Here is a 19537-nt window from a genome sequence, read left to right as displayed (position 1 = left end):
AACTTTCTTCTGCGGCGCCAGAAGAAAGTCACCAAAGAAGAGGCGCTGAACCGCACACGAGCGCCACTCGCCCTCGCTGCGCATCGCAACTGCCACTCGGTGAGTGGGACGACGCGACCCGCTGCGCTCTCGCTGCTGTCCTTGTCACCAGCGCCATCCATCGCCGCATCGGGCCGCTTAACGCGCGGCTGCACGCCGTGCTCACGAGGAATGCGAAGACAGCGTCGCTCGGGCGACGCACGCGGGCTATGCGGAAGGAGGTGTGCGTTCCCGAAGCAGGCGATCAAGCAGCCACACGCATCTGATGCCCAGCACCACCCCCAACAGCGCCATGTAGAACATGAAGCTCAGCATGAATTCCTGCCCGGCCTGTCGCGCCCAGGCGGTGTAGCCGGTCAAACCCATCAGCAGCTGACCGCAGGTGATGAAGAGCGGTATGAACCACCAGGCGGCGAAAAGCCCGAGGTGGTGTGCAGGGGCGCGTGCTTTGTCTTTCATGCCGGAACATCCGTTGAAGGCCCGCCACTATGCCAACGATGGCGCAACCTGGGTCAGGTGAACATGCACCGGGCCGGCTGCCAGTGCCGCTCAACGAGCGTGGCGTCGCCCGAGCGACGTGGCTTCTGGCGCCCCAGAAGAAAACCGAAGGTTTCGCCAAAGTTACCCGCCCGCCGGGGCGGACTCCCGGCGCGATGCACCGGGTCGAAAGGCATTCGGCAAAACAACCCACCACAGCGGGCACGTGCGAACCGCGCGGACAATCCCACCCCTCAGTTGCCACAAGCAACGCCCATCTCCAAGCCCATGTTGCTGACCCCATGAGCCTCTACCTCGACCACCTCGCCACGCTGCTGCGCCAGGCTGAAGCCGCGCTCGAACGCACCGGTTTCGACGCGCTGCTGATCGCCTCCGGCATCGAGAAATACGCCTTCCTCGACGACCGGCCCTACCTCTTCCAGCCCAACCCGCATTTCAAGCACTGGCTGCCGCTGACGAACCATCCGCATTCCTGGCTGGCCGTGCGGCCGGGCCGCAAGCCGCGCGTCGTCTACTTCCAGCCCGACGACTACTGGCATGTGCCGCCCAGCGCGCCGAGCGGCGAGTGGGTGGATGCCGTCGAGCTGGTCATCGTGCGTGAGCCGGAGGCGGCAGCGAAGGCGCTGGCCGACTGCGTGACGGCGCGCACGGCGGTCATCGGCGAGGGCGATGCGGCCCTGCCCGGCCTCGTGCCGAACAACCCCGAGCCGCTGCTGAACCTGCTGCACTGGGCCCGCGGCGTGAAGACGCCGTACGAGCTGGAGCAGATGCGCGCCGCCCAGCGCCGGGCGGTGCCTGCGCACCTGGCCGCGCGCAAGGCCTTCCTGGCGGGGGCCAGCGAGGCCGAGATCCACCGCGCCTACCTCGTCGCCAGCGGCCACACGGACCGCGACCTGCCGTACAGCAACATCATCGGCCTCAACGAGCATGCGGCCGTGCTGCACTACCAGTACCAGGACGACAGCCCGCCGCCGGAGTCGCGCAGCTTCCTCATCGACGCTGGCGCGCAGGTGAACGGTTATGCCAGCGACATCACGCGCACCTGGGTCGCGCCGGGCCACGACGAGTTCGCGGCGCTGGTCGCCGCGATGGAGGCCGAGCAACTGGGCCTCGTCGACGAGGTGCGCGAGGGTGTGGACTACCGCGACATCCACCTCAGCGCCCACCGCCGGACGGCGCGCGTGCTGCGCAACGCCGGCATCGTCAAGATGAGCGAGGCCGCGATGGTGGAAGAGGGCGTCACCAAGCCCTTCTTCCCGCACGGCATCGGCCACCTGCTGGGGCTGCAGGTGCACGACGTGGGCGGCTTCATGGCCAGCCAGGACGGCGGCGTGGCCGACAAGCCCGAGGGCCACCGCTACCTGCGCCTGACGCGGCCGTTGCAGGCCGGCATGGTGGTCACCATCGAGCCGGGGCTGTACTTCATCCCGATGCTGCTGCGCGAGCTGCGCGCCTCCCCGCATGCCGCCCAGGTGGACTGGCACGCCGTCGAGCGGCTGTCGCGCTACGGCGGCATCCGCATCGAGGACGACGTGGCCTGCCGCGCGGCGGGCGAGGCGCCTGAGAACCTCACCCGGGACGCATTCGCGGCCGCCTGATGGCCTGGGTGGCGGCCCTGTTGACGGGCGCCTTGGCGCTGCCGGCCAGTACGCCCACGGCTGAACTGGGCCGCGTGCAGGTGCAGGGCGAGGCCGCCATCGCGCGCGAGAGGAAGACGCTGGCCCAGCTCTTCAAGGCGCAGTCGCTGTTCGAGAAGTACCGCGTGCTGGCGCCCGCCGCGGCGCTCACCTTCAAGGTCTACCCGCGCACGCAGGGCGAGCTTGCGCAGAAGCTGGAACTGGCCCTCGTCACGCCCCGGGGCCGCGAGCCGGTGGCGCTGGATGCCGAGGACCGCTTCGTCATCGACCCGTCCTGGCGACAGCTCGATCCGTCGACGGAGCTGCGCAGCCGGCTGGCCGATGGCCGCGTGACGTGGCGGCCCGACATCCGCACGCCCGGCGTGCCCGACGGCGAGCGCCGTTTGGGGGACTTGCGGCTGCAATGCCGCGTGGCCTTCGGCAGCGGCGTTGCACGGGGCGCGACAGGGCTCGGCTGGCTGTTGTCGCTGGCCTTCGACGACTGCTGGGAGAAGGACTGGAGCCCGAGCAACTTCGCCGACCGGCCCGTCTTCGCCGTGACGCTGGTGCATGGTGGGCGGCGGCTGACGCTCAGCCAGCACCTGCTGCACGGCCTGCGCGACGATGGCGGCGCGGACTACGACTGGGGCTATTCGCTGCGCGAGCGCATGTTCCGCCTGCCGCTGGGCGACGAGAGCTGGCCGGACGACACGCGCGTGGTGTTCGAGGCGATGGACGATCCTCCCGCCGCGCCTGACGATGCCGTGAAGGCGCTGCAGGACGAGTGGGTGCAGGCTGCGTTGGCGTTGCTGCCCGGCATGACGCCGGGCGAGGTGGCCCAGCGCCTGGGCCCGTTCGGCGACGACACCCGCTTCGAGTCGGGCCGGCGCCTGCAGCGGCGCGTGCACGAGATCCAGCAGCCCGGCGGGCCGCTGCGGCTGGAGCAGGTCTGCCTGTTCGGCGCCGACGACCGGTTGCTGAAGTCGTCGCTGCGGCGGTTCGTGCCGGCGCGGCGCTAGCGCGCCGGGTCCCCGTACTGCACGCCGCGCCCGTGCGTGCCGACATAGACGCGGCCGAACACCTTGGGGTCGCCGCTGACCTGCAGGATCAGGCCCCACTGGTGGGCGTCGTCGTTGATGCGCTGCCAACTGGCCGCGCCGTCGGTGGAGCGGAAGATGCCGTACTGGCCCGACACGGTGCCGACGAGGTAGACGGCCGGGTCGGGCGAGCCGGGCGCGGCGCGGCCGAAGCCGAAGGCGTGGATCTCGGAGACGGCGGGCAGGCGCTTGAAGGCCTGGCCGTCGCCGGCGCGGTACAGGCCGTGATGGGCGGCCAGCCACAGGTCGCCTTCGCGGCCGGGCGTGGCGTAGAGGCGGTCCTGGCCGCCGCGCGCGTCGCCGCGGTTGCTGGCGTGATGGCCCCCGGCCGCCGGGCGGCTGACGCGGCCATCGGGCAGGGCCAGCGGCGCGGCGCTGAAGCTCGCGCCGCCGTCGTCGCTGGCGTAGCGCTGGTCGTCGAACAAGGCCACCGCGTGGAAGCGCTGCGGGTTGACGCGGTCGGCAACGACGCGGGTGCCGGCCGGCAGGCCCGTCACGGCCGTCCAGCTGTCGCCGCGGTCGTGGCTGACATGGGGGGCGCCGCCCTTGGGCGTCCACACCCAGGCGCGGCCATCGGCGGACACGGCGATGGCGCCGTCGCTGGACTTGGCATCGGGCACGGTGGCCGGCTCGCGCCAGGTCTTGCCGCCGTCGAGCGAATAGCCGAGGTTCTTGGCGCCATCGCGCGGCTTGCCGATGCGCACGATGACCTCGGGCGCAGCTTCAGCGCCGGTCACGTCGTGCGTGTTGCCGAAGAAGGGAGGCTTGGGGTTGCCGGCGGCCGGCTTGTCGAGGTCTTCGTGCACGAAGCCGGAGTAGTCGCCAATGGCCGTCACCAGCGGCACGCCCTTCGTCGGGCTGTGCAGCGCCAGTGCCACGGTCTCCTCGATGCCGCCGCTCATGACCTGCCAGTGCGTGGGCTGGTCCTTGTCGGCGGCCGTCAGGTCCAGCGTCTCCCAGCCGCCGTAGCCGGTGGTGAAGAGCGCGTGGTCGGGGTTGGCGGGGTTGATCTTGACGTCGTAGAGCCAGTGCAGGTGCGTGTCGGCGACATAGGGCGCCAGCGCCGCGTCGAACTTGGCGCGCGCCAGCAGCGGCTGCCAGCTGGCGCCACCGTCGGTGCTGCGGAAGAGTTCATCGCCGCCGCCCCGGCCGGCCGTGCTGGCCAGCAGGCGCCGCGGGTGCCTGGGGTCGACGGTGACGGTGGCATAACCGAAGGGTCGCGTGGCGCCGGGGCGCTCGGGCGTGATGTCGGTCCAGGCCACGCTGGCGACGTCAAGGCGCCACACCGAGCCGTTGCCCATGCGGTGCGGGCCGGGCTCGCTGGCATAGGCGATGTACAGGCGCCCGTCGCTGGCGAGCGCGCCGCGCATCGGCCGGTGCTGCGCCGGACCGCCGGGGACGGGTTGCCAGCTGGCGCCCGCATCGGTGCTGCGCCACAGGCTGGGCCGGCCGACGACCGAGATGCCCGCGTAGATCGTGCGGCTGGGCTGGCCGCGCGTGCCGCTGCTCGGGTCGAAGAGCACGAAGGCCACGCTGGCCTTGCCGTCGCTGCCGCCCCAGCTGGGCAGCGGGCCGTCGGACTCGTTGCGCCGCCAGGCCGAATCCGGCAACGCGTCCACCCGCTTGAAGCTGGCCGCCGCATCGGTGCTGCGCCACAGCCCGTCCTGGCGGCTGGCCAGGTAGAGGATGCGGCCGTCGTTGGGGTCCACGGCCAGGCGCTCGCCATTGCCGCGGCCGCCCTCGTTGCCGCCGAGCTTGAAGGGCAGGTCGGTGCGCTGGAAGGTGCGGCCGCGGTCCTTGGAGCGCAGCACCGCGCCGTTGGGCACGGCCGGGTTGGTGTAGGTGCCACAGGCGAGGTAGAGCGCGTCGGGGTTGCGGGGGTCGACGGCAAGGCTCTCGACACCCATCAGATTGACTTCGCTGAGCGGCAGCCAGTCCAGCAGCGGCTGCCAGCGGCCGGTGGCGGTGTCGCGACGGTAGGCGCCGCCCATGTCGGTGCGGGCGTAGACCAGGCCCGGCACGGCGGGCTGGAAGACGATGCCGTCGACGAAGCCGCCACCGTTGATGGCGACCTCGCGCCAGCGGTAGGGCGTCTGCGCCGGCGGGGCGGACTGGGCAGCGGCGCTGGCCAGCAGCAGCGCGCCCAGCAGGGGTTTGATGAGGTTCATGTCTCCAGCACCTTCTTTTGGGAAGCGTCATCGTAATTTGTTCGCCCAATGAACAAATACGGTAAACCCGTGGGAACCGGTTGTTCCCATGCGGTGCCGGCCGTGGTCGCGCCGGTCCATGCACAGGGTTCGCGGCAGGTCACAAGCGGATCGGAAATGGGATACTCAATGTCGGAACCATAGGCCACAAAAAATGGAACGCCATTCCATAGCAGGAGCCAGCACGGCATGAGCAGACCGATCTTGATGAGGCACACGCTGAGCTACGGCAGCGCCAACCTGCTGGGCAGCGGCGCGCTGGCCATCGCGGCGGCCTGGCTGCTCTATTTCTACACGACCTTCTGCGGGCTCACGGTCGTCGAAGCGGCCACGATCTTTTCGGTCGCGAGCATCCTGGACGCGATCAGCAACCCCGTCATGGGGTATATCAGCGATAACTTCTACAACACGAGGTTGGGTCGAAAGTTCGGGCGCCGGCGGTTTTTCATCCTGATTGGCATCCCGCTGGTGCTGCTCTATCCGCTGATGTGGATCGAGGGTTTCGGTTTCTGGTATTACCTGGGCATGTACGCGCTGTTCGAGCTCGTCTACACCTCGATCATGGTGCCGTACGAAACCCTCGCAACGGAGATGACCACGGACTTTGCCGTGCGCTCCAAACTCACCGGCTCCAAGGCCATGTTCGGCAAGGCCGCCAACTTCCTGGCCGCCTTCATCCCGGCGCAGCTGTTCCTGATCTACAGCAAGGAATCGGCCACGCCGTTCCTGCTCACCGGCATCATCTACGCCCTCATCATGTGCGCCGCCATGACGGCCCTGTACCTCGCCTCCTGGGAGCGGCCCGCGCACGAGGTGGCCCAGGAGCGCGCCGGCAGCCTGGTGCAGGCGCTCAGGAAACTCGGCACGGACATGCTGTCCACCTTTCACCTGAAGATATTCCGCAAGCACCTGGGCATGTATCTGCTGGGGTTCGGGGCGGAATGGCTGTTCGCTTCGATATTCACCTATTTCATCGTCTTCTGCATGGGGCAGGACAAATCGGTCGTCGGTTATCTGAACAGTTTCAGCTCGGTGATGCAGCTGATATCGACGATGCTGTTCATCGGCATCTGCATCAAATTCGGTTTTGCGCGGCCCTACCGCATTGCGCTGCTCGTCGTCTGCGGCAGCGTGCTGGCCTATGCCGGGCTGTTCTACCTGGGCTGGTCCAAGGAGACGACCGCCATCGCGCTGTTCGCCATCACGGCCGTGTTCGGGCTGGGCACCGGGGGGGTCTACTACATCCCCTGGACGGTCTACACCTTCCTGGCCGACGTCGATGAAGTGCTGACCGGGCGGCGGCGCGAAGGCATCTATGCGGGCGCCATGACCTTTGCCGGCAAGATCACCCGCTCGGCGATCGTCTTCGCGATGGGTTGGATCCTGGGCCAGTTCGGCTTCCTCTCCGGCCAGGCAGCCCAGCCGGACACGGCCATCAACGCCATCATCGGCATCTTCACGCTGGGCGTGATCGGCCTGGGCGCGGGCGGCATCTACTACACCACCCAGATGAAGCTCGACCGCAAGAACCACGCGGTGCTGCTGGAAGAGATTGCCCGGATCAAGGCCGGTGGCCGCATCGCCGACGCGCCGGCCGAGGCCCGTGCCGTGGCCGAGGAGCTGACGGGCTGGAAGTACGAGCAGTGCTGGGGGAACAACAAGCTGGCGCCGCAGGGGGCGGCCGCGGCGGTGCGCGCTTAGGCAGCCGCTGCGTCAGCGGGCACGCATCGCGGCGATGAGCCCGTCGCAAGCGGCTTCGACCAGGTCCAGCACCGCGTCGAAGCCCGCCGCGCCGCCGTAGTACGGATCGGGCACATGCGGGTTGCCGGCGTGCGGTGCGTAGTCCATCAGCAGCTTGAGGCGGTGGCGCTGCGCCGGCGGGCACAGGCGCTCGGCATGGGCGAGGTTGTCGGCGTCCATGGCCAGCACGAGATCGAAGCGGCTGAAGTCCTCGGCCAGCAGCTTGCGGGCCCGCAGGGCGCTGAGGTCGTAGCCGCGCAGGGCCGCGTGTGCCTGGCTGCGGTCGTCCGGCGGCGCGCCGATGTGATAGCCGTGGGTGCCGGCCGAGTCGACCTCCACGTCCAGCCCGGCCGCCGCCAGCTTGGCGCGCATGACGCCCTCGGCGGTGGGGCTGCGGCAGATGTTGCCCATGCAGAAGAAGAGGAGGCGGCGGGTCATGGCCGCATTCTCGGCGCCGTCAGAAGCGCAGGTCGGCGCGCAGCGAGATCACGCGGAAGGTCTTGTTGTTCGACCAGCTCTCGGTCAGGTACTCGTGCCCCGTGTCGCTGTTGGTGGCGATGCCTTCGGAACTGGACGACGTGGCACGGGGGATCAGATTGGCTATCGACAACCGCCAGTTGATGCCGTCGCGCACCGAGCCGCTGGCCCAGGACAGGTAGGCGTCGAACTGGCGGCGGGCGGTTTCCTCGCGGCGCAGCGTGAGGGTCTGTTGCACCCGGCTGGCCGGCACGTAGTTGAAGTTGAAGCCGCTGCCGAAGTTCTGGCCCCAGGCCTTCCAGCGGTGGTCGATGCCGAAGTTCAGGCTGCCTTTGGGCTGCTGGTCCAGGCGGGCATTGGCGCCAGGGATGCCCTTGACCTTGCTGTCGAACACCGCGAGGTTGAAGCGCAGCAGCATCAGCTGCAGTTCTGGCGGGGCGTCTTCCCACAGTTCGTCCATGCGTGCCTTGATCTCGAACTCGAAGCCCATCGTGCGCGCGCCTTCCATGTTGCGCGGCCGGCTGACCCAGCGCTGGGAGGCGTCCCAGGACACCGTCTCCAGCTGCACCTCGCTGCGGATCAGGCTCTTGATGTCGCGCACGAAGGCGCTGCCCGACACGATGCCGCCGGTGGGCAGCCAGTGCTCCAGGCTCAAGTCCACGCCGGTGGCCAGCTCCGGCTTGAGGTTGGGGTTGCCGGCACGGTCGGCGTAGGTCTGGTAGTTGGGGCCTTCGGGGTAGGTCGCGTTGATGCTCGGCCGCGCGATCAGGTCGTTGAGATTGGGGGCGCGGTAGCTGCGCGTCAGGCTCAGGCGCACCTGGTCCTTCGGGAACGCCTCCGGCTTCCACAGCAGGTGGAACAGCGGCGACGTGACCTGCGAGACGTTGCGCGTCTCGGGCAGCGAGCCGGCGGCGTCGGCGGTGGTCTGGATGCGCTCGTAGCGGACGCCGGCGTAGACCGACCACTGCTTGGTCGGGCTCCATTCGTCCTGCGTGTAGGCGGCGACGCGCTGGTTGCGCGAGCCCAGCGCATTGCCGAACTTCACGAGGCCCGGGATCACCTCGCCGTTGACCAGCGTGTCGCGCACCTGCATGCGCTGGCTGCGTTCGGTCTCCAGGCCAGTCACCCACTGGTGCTCCTGCGCCGTCTTCAGGCTCCATTTGCCGCTCAGGCTGGTCTGGTCCTCGTGGACGACGTTGCGGTCCACCTGCGTGCGCAGTCTGTTGCCGGTCTCGTCGCGCACGCTGTTGCTGGTGTTCTTGAAGCCGCCGCGGCCCAGCCGGATGTCCCAGGTCTCGCCTACCTGCGGCCGGTAGCTGGCCGACAGGTTGAGGCGCAGGTTGTGCATGCGCCCGTCGCTGTCGCCATGCACGTTGCGCAGGTAGGGGTTGCGGCTGCCGTCCTCGTCGAGCTGGAAGCCCTCGGCGATGTTGTGGCTGCTGCCCTCGTTTTGCGACAGCGCGAAGAAGGGCGAGAGGTTGAAGCTCAACGTGTCGCTGTACTTCCAGCGCAGGCGGCCGTTGCCGTTGAGGTTGGCGCTGCGGCCCATGCTGGTGCCGATCTGCGCGATCTCCTGCGTGACCTCGCCGGTCTCGGTGTCCGTGACGCGGTTGTGCGAGTCGATGTTGTTGAAGCGCCGGTGCAGCCCGCCGTTGGTGGAGACGGCGCCCACGAACTCGTCGCCGTTGGCGCCGCCCCACTTCAGGTTGCGCGTCCAGCTGAAATCGGCCTGCGGCTCGCCGCGGTCCTGGCCCAGCGTGAAGCGCAGCTCGTGGTTGGACTTGACCAGCGGTTCGCGCAGGATGATGTTGATGGTGCCGGCGATCGCCCGAGCGCCGGTCTCGGCGGTGGGGGCGCGGTAGACCTCGATGCGCTCGACCTGGTCGGGCGGCAGGTCCTCCACCGCGAAGCCGGCCGGCGCGCGTTCGCCGTCGACGAGGATCTGCGTGAAGCCGCTGCCCATGCCGCGCATGCGGATGTCGCCGCCGCGGCCCGGCCGGCCACCGATCGTCACGCCCGGCAGGCGCCGCAGCACGTCGCCCAGCGCCGTGTCCCCGTACTTGTCGAGGTCCTCGCGCTCGATGACGATCTTGCTGGCCGTGCTGTTGCGCCGCCGGCTGTTGGCCGTCGGCCCGCTGCTGACCTCGACGCGGTCCAGGCGGTTGCCTGCGCCGCTGGCCGCGGGCGCCGGCGCGCTCGCAGCGGATGAGGCGGCGACGGGTGAGCCGCGCGGCAGGGGAGGGGCCTGAGCCGCACAGACGGTACTCAGGGCGCTAACGCACAGCGCGGTTAGCGCAACGAGGAGGCGGCTCATGGCCGCGCATTCTGCGGGCGAGCGCGTTACGTCCTCTCACGTAAAGCGCTCATTTACATGATCAGAACCGCCAGCCCAGGCCGACGCTGGCCAGCACCGGGTCGACCTTGAACGTGCCGGCTTCGGCGCCCGCCGAGTAGATGGTGGTCTTCAGGTTGACCTTCTTCACGTCGAAGTTCAGGTACAGCCCCTTGCTGAGCTCCACGTCGGCACCGACCTGCCAGGCCAGGCCCCAGCTGTTGCGCTTGATGCTGGGCTGCAGCGCCGTCTGCACGGCGGGCGCGAACTTCACGCTGGAGAAGTTGGTGTAGTTCACGCCGGCGCCGACATAGGGGCGCACGGTGCCGGTCGGGTTGAAGTGGTACTGCAGCGTCAGCGTGGGCGGCAGGTGCTTGAGCGAGCCGATCTCGACGCCGCTGGCGTAGATGTTGTGCTTTTGCGGGTAGGTCAGGATCAGCTCGGCCGCGACGTTGGGAGCGACGAAGTAGCTGATGTCGACCTCCGGGAAGGTCTTGTTGTCGATCGTCAGGCCCAGGCCGGTGCTGTCCTTGTTGGCCGAATCCAGGTGCAGGGCGCGCACGCGCACGAGCCAGGGGCCTTCGTCGGCGAAGGCGGGTTGCAGGCTCAGGGCAGCGGCGGCGATGGCAGCCAGGCGCAGTGCGGGGAGGAACTTCATCAATGACTCCAGGTGATGGGACGGCGTCCCGATGGAGGCATTGCACGCGCCGCACGGCCGGCGCGGTTTGAGGCAACACAAGGCGCCGCGGCGGGCCGCCCCGTTCAGCGCGGGGTTTTGTGTTGGATCAAGACTTGGCGCCGAGCCCGAGGCGCCCGCACAACGCCAGCGTCAGCGCGCTCTGGTTCAGTGTGTAGAAGTGCAGGCCCGGCGCGCCGCCCGCGACGAGGCGCTCGCAGAGCTGGGTGACGACGTCCAGACCGAAGGCGCGGATGCTGGCCGTGTCGTCCATGAAGCCTTCCATCTTCATCTGCACCCAGCGCGGGATCTCGATGCCGTCGCGCTGCGCGAACTGGGCGATGCGGCCGTAGTTGTGGAAGGGCATGATGCCCGGCACGATGGGCTGGGTGACGCCCAGCTTGCGAGCCTCGTCGACGAAGTGGAAATAGGCGTCGGCGTTGAAGAAGAACTGCGTGATCGCGCCGTCGGCGCCGGCGCGCATCTTGTCGGCGAAGTGCTGCAGGTCGCGCGCCGCATAGCGCTGCTGCGGGTGCACCTCGGGGTAGGCGGCGACCTCGATGTGCCAGTCGCTGCCCTGCGTTTCGCGGATGAAGCTGACCAGCTCGGACGCATAGCGGAACTCACCCGCCGTGGCCGTGCCGCTGGGCAGGTCGCCACGCAACGCGACGACGCGGTGGATGTCTTGCGCCCGGTAGGTGGCCAGGATCTCGGCGATGTTCTCGCGCGTGGAGCCGACGCAGCTCAGATGCGGCGCGGCCTCGAAGCCGGCGCTGGCGATGTCCATCACGGCCGACAGCGTCTTGTCGCGTGTCGAGCCGCCGGCGCCGTAGGTGACGCTGAAGTACTGGGGCTTGAGCGCGCCCAGCTCCTGCACGACGGTCTTGAGCTTCTCGACGCCGACCGGCGTGTTGGGCGGGAAGAACTCGAACGAAACGGAGGTGCTCATCTGGAAGCGTGTAGAAAGAATTCGCGGTTGCCATCACCGCCGGTGATGGGGCTGTCGAAGTAGTCCAGCACCTTGAGGCCCAGGGCCGTGCAGGCCAGGCGCACGCGGGCTTCCAGTCGGGGGTAGTCGGCCTCGTCCTTGACGAGACCGCCCTTGCCCAGGGCTTGTGGCCCCAGTTCGAACTGCGGCTTGATGAGCACGAGCAGGTGGCCGTGCACTTCGAGCCAGGGCAGCAACTCCGGGAGGCTGCCGACCATCGAAATGAAACTCAGGTCGCCGACGATCAGCGTGAAGCCGCCCGTCGGCGCATGCTGGCGCAGCACGTCCAGCTCGCGCACGTGCACGCCTTCCAGCGCCGTTACGCGCGCGTCGGCCTGCAGCCGTGGGTGCAGCTGGCCATGGCCGACGTCGACGCCGACGACATGGCGTGCGCCATGCGCGAGCAGGCAGTCGGTGAAGCCGCCGGTGCTCTGGCCCACGTCCAGCACGATCTGGCTGGCGGGGTCGAAGCCGGTGTGCTTGAGCGCGCCTTCCAGCTTCAGCCCGCCCCGCGACACATAGCGCAGCTCCGCGTCGTCGGTGACGCGCAGCTGCGCCGTCTCGGGCAAGTCCTCGCCGGCCTTCTTCAACACGGCCCAGCCGGTGGGCGAGGCCCATTCGGCGGCGCCGTTGCTGATCAGGCGCTGGGCCACCGAGCGGGTCGGCGTCAGGCCTTGGGCGACGAGAAGCTGGTCTGCGCGCATCGGCTCTCGATCAGTAGCGGTACGTGTCCGGCTTGTACGGGCCGGCCTTGTTGACGCCGATGTAGGCGGCTTGCTCCTCGGTCAGTTCGGTCAGCTGCGCGTTCAGCGTGGTCAGCTGCAGGCGGGCGACCTTCTCGTCCAGATGCTTGGGCAGCACGTAGACCTGGCCGACGGCGTAGTTGTCCTTGTGCGCGAACAGCTCGATCTGGGCGATGGTCTGGTTCGCGAACGAGCTGCTCATCACATAGCTCGGGTGGCCCGTGCCGCAGCCGAGGTTCACGAGGCGGCCCTTGGCCAAGAGAATGATCCGCTTGCCGTCCGGGAAGATCACGTGGTCGACCTGCGGCTTGATCTCTTCCCACTCGTACTGCTCGAGCGCCGCGACCTCGATCTCGTTGTCGAAGTGGCCGATGTTGCTGACGATGGCGTTGTTCTTCATCGCCAGCATGTGCTCGTGGCGGATGACGTTCTTGTTGCCGGTGGTCGTCACGAAGATGTCGGCCTTGTCGGCGGCGTATTCCATCGTCACGACGCGGTAGCCTTCCATCGCGGCCTGCAGCGCGCAGATGGGGTCGATCTCGGTCACCCAGACCTGGGCCGACAGCGCACGCAGCGCCTGCGCCGAGCCCTTGCCCACGTCGCCGTAGCCGGCCACGACGGCGATCTTGCCGGCCACCATCACGTCGGTGGCGCGCTTGATGCCGTCCACCAGCGATTCACGGCAGCCGTAGAGGTTATCGAACTTGCTCTTCGTGACCGAGTCGTTCACGTTGATGGCGCGGAACAGCAGCGTGCCCTTGGCCGACATTTCCTTCAGGCGGTGCACGCCCGTGGTCGTCTCTTCCGTCACGCCGATGATCTCGGCGCTCTTGCGGGTGTACCAGGTGCCGTCCTCGGCGACCTTCTTCTTGATGGCCGCGAACAGGATGCGCTCTTCCTCGCTGCCCGGGTTGGCCAGCACGGACAAGTCCTTCTCGGCCTTCTGGCCCAGGTGCATCAGCAGCGTCGCATCGCCGCCGTCGTCCAGGATCATGTTCGGGCCTTCGCCCGGTTCGCCCTTGCCGGCGAACTCGAAGATGCGGTGGGTGTAGTCCCAGTAGTCTTCCAGCGTCTCGCCCTTGTAGGCGAACACGGGCGTGCCGACTGCGGCCAGCGCCGCGGCGGCGTGGTCTTGTGTCGAGAAGATGTTGCAGGAGGCCCAACGCACTTCGGCGCCCAGGGCCTGCAGCGTCTCGACGAGCACGGCCGTCTGGATGGTCATGTGGAGCGAGCCCGTGACGCGCGCGCCCTTGAGCGGCTGCGTGGCGGCGTACTCCTTGCGGATGGCCATCAGCGCCGGCATCTCGTGCTCGGCGATCTTGATTTCCTTGCGGCCCCAGTCGGCCAGCGACAGGTCCTTGACGATGTGGGCGGGGGAGGTCATGCAGGCTCCTTCAAGCGAATGAAGCCGCTGTGCGCACAAGGGGAGACCAAACCTCACCCAGGCACGATCGGCCAGCGGGTGAGCGCAGTTGCAGTGGGATAGGTTCCGAGCCTGGCCTCAAAGGTGCTGAGGTTGCAACGCTCCTCGGAAGCCCGTGATTCTATGTGTTCGTCAGGCGGCCGCGGCACGCAAAAGTGAGATGTCCTCACGCGGTGGCGCACCGAAGAGGCGCCGGTATTCACGGCTGAACTGCGACGGGCTCTCGTAGCCGACGCGGTGGGCGGCGCTGGCGGCATCCAGGCCGTCGCCCAGCATGAGCCGGCGCGCGTGCTGCAGCCGCAGCTGTTTTTGGAACTGCAGGGGTGACAGCGCGGTGAGCTGCTTGAAGCGCAGATGCAGCGTCGAGGGGCTCATGTGTGCCAGCGCGGCCAGCTCGTCGATGCGGAGCGGCTCGGCGAAGCGGTGCGTGAGTTGCTCGATGACGCGGTTGAGGCGGCGGGCGACGCCGTCGCCCTGCGCGAGGGCGCGCAGCCGCCAGCCGAGCGGCCCGATCAGCACGCGGTAGAAGATTTCACGCTGCACCAGCGGCGCCAGGGTCTTCAGGTCTTGCGGGCTGTCCAGCAACTGCAGCAGGCGCACGGCGGCGTCCAGCAGCGCGGCGGTGACGGGCGCCACCTGCAGGCCGGCGCCGTCCGTGTCGGCGGGCTCGGGCGCGTCGCCCTCCAGCAGCAATTCGGCCAAAGCCTGCGTCTCGCAGCTCAGGCGCAGGCAGAGGTAAGGCCGCTCGGCGCTGGCCTCCACGACGTGGCCGCGCGGCAGTGTCGTCACGGGGACGAGCAAGCATTGCATCGCGTCGTAGTGCACGACCGCGTCGCCCAGCAGGGCGCGCTTTCGCCCCTGCAGCACCAGCACCAGCCCAGGTTCGTACAAGGCCGGCACCGGCTGGCCGGGCGCGCTGGCGCGGATCGCCCGCAGCCAGGGCAGGGCGGTGGCGTGCATGCCGTCGGCCGGCGCGCGCCGCAGCGCCAGCGCGATGGCGCGCTCGCGCAGGTTGTCGAGCAGTGCGTCGGTCGGCATGCCGCGGATTGTGCAAGCACGCGACCAGCCGCTGCCGGCGTAAGCCTTGGGAATCGGAGGATCAGGCAAGCTTGCGCCACCTTTGTGCTGGCCGCGCCCGGTGTGGAGTCTCTACGCTTGCGGCATCCTGTCACCTCCAAGCAAGGAGCTTTGCCATGAATCACGTCACCACCCCTTCCGCCTTGCCGCGCCGCCGCCTGGGCGCAGCCGGTCCCGAAGTCTCCGCCCTGGGCCTGGGCTGCATGGGCATGTCCGAGTTCTACGGCCCTGCGGACGACGCCCGGTCGCTGGCCGTGCTGCATCACGCGCTGGACATCGGCATCGATTTCCTGGACACCGCCGACATGTACGGCAGCGGCGCCAACGAGCGGTTGCTGGCGCTGCTGCTGGCCCAGCGCCGTGACGAAGTCTTCATCGCCACCAAGTTCGGCCATGTGCGTGCGGGCGACGGGACCGTCGCGCGCATCGACGGCAGCCCCGCCTATGTGCGCCAGGCATGCGACGCCAGCCTGCAGCGCCTGGGCGTGGATCACATCGACCTCTACTACCAACACCGCGTCGACAAGACCGTGCCGATCGAAGAGACCGTCGGTGCGATGGCCGAGCTGGTGAAGGCGGGCAAGGTGCGCCACCTCGGGTTGTCCGAGGCGGCCGCCACCACCATCCGCCGCGCCCACGACGTGCACCCGATCGCCGCGGTGCAGACCGAGTATTCGATGTGGACGCGCGACGTCGAGGCCGAGGTGCTGCCGACCTGCCGGCAGCTGGGCATCGCGTTGGTGCCCTACAGCCCGCTCGGCCGTGGCTTCCTGACGGGCCTGATCCGCTCCGCCGACCAGCTCGCCCCCGACGACCGCCGCCGCATCCACCCCCGCTTCCAGGGCGAGAACCTCGACCACAACCTCGCGCTGGCGGATTCGCTAGCCGCCTTGGCCGAGGAATGGAGCTACACACCGGCCCAGCTCGCGCTGGCCTGGCTGCTGCACCAGGGCGAAGACATCGTGCCCATTCCGGGCACGCGCAGCGTCGCCCGGCTGGACGAGAACGCACTCGCCGCGTCCATCCATTTCGACGACGGACGGCGCGAGCGGCTCGATGCGCTGCTGCAGCGGCATGCGATTGCCGGCACGCGCTATCCCGAGATGCAGATGAAGACGGTCAACGTCTAGGCGCCTGTGTCGAGCCGCATCAGCGCGCCACGCCGAGGAACACGGCCAGGCGCGTTATCTCTTCATCCAGCGCGGCGCGAAACGCGGCGTCCCGCGGCGCGCGGCCGCTGACATAGCCGCAGTCCACCTGAAGCTGCCCGCCGCGCACGCCGGCGTTGGCCCAGCCGATGACCTGGTCTCGCCACAGCAGCGGCAGCGCGTAATGCCCGCGCACCCGCTTGGCCGCCGGTGTGTAGGCCTCGAAGCGATAGGGCCAGCCCCACAGCAGCTCGAAGCGGCGGCGGTCCCAAACGACCGGGTCGAACGGCGCCAGCAGCCGCACCTGGCTCGGGATGCGCCAGCCGCGTGCCGGGTCCTCGTCGGCCGGCCAGTACCAGTCGACGCCGTCGACCCGGGCATGCGCCAGGCGCGACTTCGCACGGGCGATCGTTGTCGCGGCCAGGTCGCGCCATTGGTGGGCGCCGTGGAACAGCATGCGGATGACCAGTGACAGGCTGTTGGCCGGCAGCGGCGCGTACTTCTGCACCAGCGCGTCGGCCAGCGCGTCCATGGCGGTTTGCGGTTCGGGGTGCGCCTCCCACGCCTGCGCCAGCCGGTAGACGCGGGTGCCGCTGTCGCGTCGCACGACATCGAGCCGGCCGCGGTAGTGCAGGCCGTCGAGCAGCTCGGTGGACAGCCGGCTGTTGCCGCCGAACCAGTTCTTCACCGGCCCGTGGCCCAGCGCTGCGTCGACGTCGGCTGGGTGCGCCTCGCCCAGCCGCTCGACCTCGGCCAGCACCGCCTCGGCCAGCCTCCAGCGCGCCGCATCCCAGACGCGCCGCGTGGTGCGCGGGTGCATCAGCGCGCGCAGCTCGGGTGTGACGAAACCATAGTTGATGAAGAAGTCTTCCTGCAACGGCAGGCGCGGGTAGCGCCGCTCCAGGTCCCCGGCGCGGTAGCCCTTGACGCGGTGGCGCAGCGTCAGGTCCTGCGCGCGGGCGGGGGCGCGCAGCGGGTCGGCCTGCACGAAGCCACCGAGCCGCTGCACGGCGGCCAGGAGTGTCGTTGGGGCAAAAAGGCTGCGCGCGACCGCGTGGCGGCGCAGCGTGGCGAGGTCGGGTTGCGTCGGCATGGCGCAGCGGGAGAGGCGACGGCGCGCGAGATTAGCAGCCCGATGGCGGCTGGCCGGCCCGCTCGGCGGCCGGCACTAGAATTCAAGGTTGCTTTGCGGCGGCCACAGCCGCCGGTTTACCTAGGAATTCAACGTGTTCATCTCCAACGCCTACGCCCAGGCCGCCCCGGCCGCTGCCAGTCCCGAGTCCGGTCTCCTCGGCATGCTGCCGCTGGTGCTGATGTTCGTGGTGCTCTATTTCGTCATGATCCGGCCGCAGATGAAGCGCCAGAAGGAGCACAAGGCCATGATCGAGGCGATCGCCAAGGGCGACGAGGTGGTCACCGCCGGCGGCGTCATCGGCAAGGTCAGCAAGCTGGGCGACAACTTCGTTCATCTGGAAGTGGCCAACGGCGTCGAGCTGCAGCTGCAGCGCAGCGCCATCACCCAGGTTCTCCCTAAGGGCAGCTTGAAGTAAGCCGGCCCGGCGCCACCTCCCGGGGCGCTAACCAGGAAGTCTCATGAACCGCTATCCGCTCTGGAAGTACGCGATCCTGCTCGTCGCGCTGCTGATCGGCACCCTCTACACGCTGCCGAACCTGTTCGGCGAAGCGCCGGCGGTGCAGGTCTCCAGCGCCAAGGTCACCGTCAAGGTCGACACCGCGCTGCAAGCCCGCATCGAGTCCGTGCTGAAGGAAGCCGGCGTGCAGCCGGACTACGTGCAGTTCGACGGCACCTCGATCAAGGCCCGTTTCGGCGACACCGACACGCAGCTCAAGGCCAAGGACGCGATCAGCAAGGCGCTGAACGCCGACCCGGCCGAGCCGACGTACATCGTCGCGCTCAACCTGCTGTCGCGTTCGCCGCAATGGCTGTCGGCGCTGCACGCCAACCCGATGTACCTGGGCCTGGACCTGCGCGGCGGTGTGCACTTCCTGATGCAGGTCGACATGAAGGCCGCGCTGACCAAGAAGGCCGAGGCGCTGACCAGCGACGTGCGCCTGCTGTTGCGCGAGAAGGGCATCCGCCACGCCGGCATCAGCCGCGAAGGCAACACGGTGCTGATCGCCTTCCGCGACGCCGAGCAGCGCGCGGCGGCCACCGAGCTGCTGAAGAACCAGCTGGCCGACGTGACCTGGACGCCGCAGGGCGACGACCTGGCCGGCACGCTGTCGCCGCAGGCCCAGGCCGCGGTGCAGGAAGCGGCCATCAAGCAGAACATCACGACGCTGCACAACCGCGTCAATGCGCTGAACGTGTCTGAACCTATCGTCCAGCAACAGGGTCTGGACCGCATCGTCGTGCAGCTGCCCGGCGTGCAGGACACGGCCAAGGCCAAGGACATCATCGGCCGCACGGCGACGCTGGAGCTGCGCATGGTCGACAGCAGCGCCGAGGCGATGGAGGCGCTCAAGGGCAATGGCCCCGTGCCCTTCGGCACTGAGCGCTTCATCGACCGCGGCTTCGGCCCCATCATCGTCAAGCGCCAGGTGCTGCTGACCGGCGACAACCTGAACGATGCGCAGCCCGGCTTCGACGAGAACCACAACCCGGCCGTGCACCTGACCGTCGACGCCAAGGGCGCGCGGATCATGAAGGAGATCTCGCGCGAGAACATCGGCAAGCGCATGGCCATCCTGCTGTTCGAGAAGGGCAAGGGCGAAGTCGTGACGGCGCCCACCATCAACGACGAGCTGGGCAACCGCTTCCGCATCTCCGGCGCGATGACGACGCAGGAGGCCGCCGACACGGCGCTGCTGCTGCGCGCCGGCTCGCTGGCCGCGCCGATGGAGATCATCGAAGAGCGCACCATCGGCCCCAGCCTCGGCAAGGAGAACATCGAAAAGGGCATCGCCAGCGTCACCTGGGGCTTCGCCGCGGTGGCCGCCTTCATGTGCGTCTACTACCTGTTGTTCGGCGTGTTCTCGTCGCTGGCGCTGGGTTTCAACCTGCTGCTGCTGGTGTCGGTGCTGTCGATGATGCAGGCCACGCTGAGCCTGCCGGGCATCGCGGCCATCGCGCTGGTGCTGGGCATGGCCATCGACTCCAACGTGCTGATCAACGAGCGTGTGCGCGAGGAGCTGCGCGGCGGGGCCTCGCCGCAGCAGGCCATCCACCTCGGCTACGAGCGCGCCTGGGCCACCATCCTGGACTCCAACGTGACGACGCTGATCGCCGGCGTGGCGCTGCTGGTGTTCGGCTCCGGCCCGATCAAGGGTTTCGCGGTCGTGCACTGCCTGGGCATCCTGACCTCGATGTTCTCGTCCGTCGTGTTCTCGCGCGGCCTCGTGAACCTCTGGTACGGCCGCCAGAAGAAGCTCAAGAGCGTGTCCATCGGGCAGATCTGGAAGCCCCAGGACGACAAGCCTGGCGAGACGACCGACGTGGCCGCCAAGGCTTAAGG

The 19537-nt window shown here is 68.8% G+C and carries 16 protein-coding genes and 1 riboswitch; of the genes, 6 read left to right on the top strand and 10 right to left on the bottom strand.

All coding sequences use genetic code 11. The features are described from left to right. Positions 1 to 246: 246 nt before the first annotated feature. Positions 247 to 498, bottom strand: a complete 252-nt coding sequence (locus ASD35_RS12655) for a hypothetical protein (protein WP_056875293.1) — start codon at positions 496 to 498, stop codon at positions 247 to 249. Between the two features lie 320 nt (positions 499 to 818). Here ASD35_RS12655 and pepQ point away from each other — a divergent pair, with 320 nt between their 5' ends. Together pepQ and ASD35_RS12645 are read left to right on the top strand one after the other, a co-directional pair. After that, a complete protein-coding gene (pepQ, locus tag ASD35_RS12650) occupies positions 819 to 2135 on the top strand; it encodes a Xaa-Pro dipeptidase (RefSeq protein ID WP_056875292.1) in 1317 nt (438 codons plus the stop codon). After that, a complete protein-coding gene (locus ASD35_RS12645; protein WP_056875291.1) occupies positions 2135 to 3172 on the top strand; it encodes a hypothetical protein in 1038 nt (345 codons plus the stop codon). Before pepQ ends, ASD35_RS12645 begins: the two co-directional genes overlap by 1 nt. On the opposite strand, the gene ASD35_RS12640 is transcribed toward ASD35_RS12645, so the two are convergent. Beyond that, on the bottom strand, positions 3169 to 5418 hold the full coding sequence (locus tag ASD35_RS12640) for an exo-alpha-sialidase (protein ID WP_200956040.1): 2250 nt from the start codon (positions 5416 to 5418) through the stop codon (positions 3169 to 3171). The two genes, ASD35_RS12645 and ASD35_RS12640, sit on opposite strands and share 4 nt — an antisense overlap. Before the next feature lie 228 nt (positions 5419 to 5646). Between ASD35_RS12640 and ASD35_RS12635 the strand changes: the two genes are divergently transcribed. Continuing rightward, complete coding sequence (locus ASD35_RS12635) at positions 5647 to 7158, top strand: MFS transporter (RefSeq protein ID WP_056875290.1); 1512 nt, start codon at positions 5647 to 5649, stop codon at positions 7156 to 7158. Positions 7159 to 7170: 12 nt separating this feature from the next. Here the strand turns inward: ASD35_RS12635 and ASD35_RS12630 are convergent, their stop codons facing one another. The 7 genes from ASD35_RS12630 to ASD35_RS12600 form a co-directional block, all read right to left on the bottom strand. Further along, the gene (locus ASD35_RS12630; RefSeq protein ID WP_056875289.1) at positions 7171 to 7635 is read right to left on the bottom strand and encodes a low molecular weight protein-tyrosine-phosphatase; all 465 of its coding nucleotides are present in this window, start codon (positions 7633 to 7635) and stop codon (positions 7171 to 7173) included. A 19-nt stretch (positions 7636 to 7654) separates the two neighbouring features. Continuing rightward, a complete protein-coding gene (locus ASD35_RS12625) occupies positions 7655 to 9988 on the bottom strand; it encodes a TonB-dependent siderophore receptor (RefSeq protein WP_056875288.1) in 2334 nt (777 codons plus the stop codon). A gap of 61 nt (positions 9989 to 10049) precedes the next feature. Continuing rightward, positions 10050 to 10664, bottom strand: coding sequence for an OmpW family protein (locus ASD35_RS12620; protein ID WP_056875287.1), 615 nt, complete (start codon positions 10662 to 10664; stop codon positions 10050 to 10052). Between the two features lie 127 nt (positions 10665 to 10791). Then, positions 10792 to 11631 carry a methylenetetrahydrofolate reductase [NAD(P)H] gene (gene metF / locus ASD35_RS12615; RefSeq protein ID WP_056875286.1) on the bottom strand — a complete coding sequence of 280 codons (840 nt, stop codon included), beginning with the start codon at positions 11629 to 11631 and terminating at the stop codon, positions 10792 to 10794. Then, positions 11628 to 12374, bottom strand: a complete 747-nt coding sequence (locus tag ASD35_RS12610; RefSeq protein WP_056875285.1) for a TlyA family RNA methyltransferase — start codon at positions 12372 to 12374, stop codon at positions 11628 to 11630. The genes metF and ASD35_RS12610 overlap by 4 nt, the downstream gene beginning before the upstream one ends. A gap of 10 nt (positions 12375 to 12384) precedes the next feature. Further along, the gene (ahcY, locus tag ASD35_RS12605; RefSeq protein WP_056875284.1) at positions 12385 to 13797 is read right to left on the bottom strand and encodes an adenosylhomocysteinase; all 1413 of its coding nucleotides are present in this window, start codon (positions 13795 to 13797) and stop codon (positions 12385 to 12387) included. Positions 13798 to 13870: 73 nt separating this feature from the next. Next, positions 13871 to 13949, bottom strand: a riboswitch (S-adenosyl-L-homocysteine riboswitch). Between the two features lie 19 nt (positions 13950 to 13968). Continuing rightward, entirely contained in the window at positions 13969 to 14874 is a 906-nt protein-coding gene (locus ASD35_RS12600) for an AraC family transcriptional regulator (RefSeq protein WP_056875283.1), read from the bottom strand. A gap of 155 nt (positions 14875 to 15029) precedes the next feature. Between ASD35_RS12600 and ASD35_RS12595 the strand changes: the two genes are divergently transcribed. Next, positions 15030 to 16043, top strand: a complete 1014-nt coding sequence (locus ASD35_RS12595) for an aldo/keto reductase (protein ID WP_056875282.1) — start codon at positions 15030 to 15032, stop codon at positions 16041 to 16043. 19 nt (positions 16044 to 16062) lie between these two features. On the opposite strand, the gene ASD35_RS12590 is transcribed toward ASD35_RS12595, so the two are convergent. Beyond that, on the bottom strand, positions 16063 to 17154 hold the full coding sequence (locus ASD35_RS12590) for a DNA glycosylase AlkZ-like family protein (RefSeq protein ID WP_056875281.1): 1092 nt from the start codon (positions 17152 to 17154) through the stop codon (positions 16063 to 16065). A 133-nt stretch (positions 17155 to 17287) separates the two neighbouring features. On the opposite strand from ASD35_RS12590, the gene yajC reads away from it, so the two are divergent. Both yajC and secD read left to right on the top strand, forming a co-directional pair. Beyond that, positions 17288 to 17611, top strand: a complete 324-nt coding sequence (gene yajC, locus ASD35_RS12585; protein WP_056875280.1) for a preprotein translocase subunit YajC — start codon at positions 17288 to 17290, stop codon at positions 17609 to 17611. A 43-nt stretch (positions 17612 to 17654) separates the two neighbouring features. Next, entirely contained in the window at positions 17655 to 19535 is a 1881-nt protein-coding gene (gene secD, locus ASD35_RS12580) for a protein translocase subunit SecD (RefSeq protein ID WP_056875279.1), read from the top strand. Positions 19536 to 19537: the final 2 nt, after the last annotated feature.

The organism is Pelomonas sp. Root1444 (genome assembly GCF_001426885.1).
Taxonomy (GTDB): Bacteria; Pseudomonadota; Gammaproteobacteria; order Burkholderiales; family Burkholderiaceae_C; genus Pelomonas.
The sequence above is the reverse complement of the archived record's forward strand: the minus strand, read 5'-3'. Positions and strand labels throughout refer to the sequence as shown.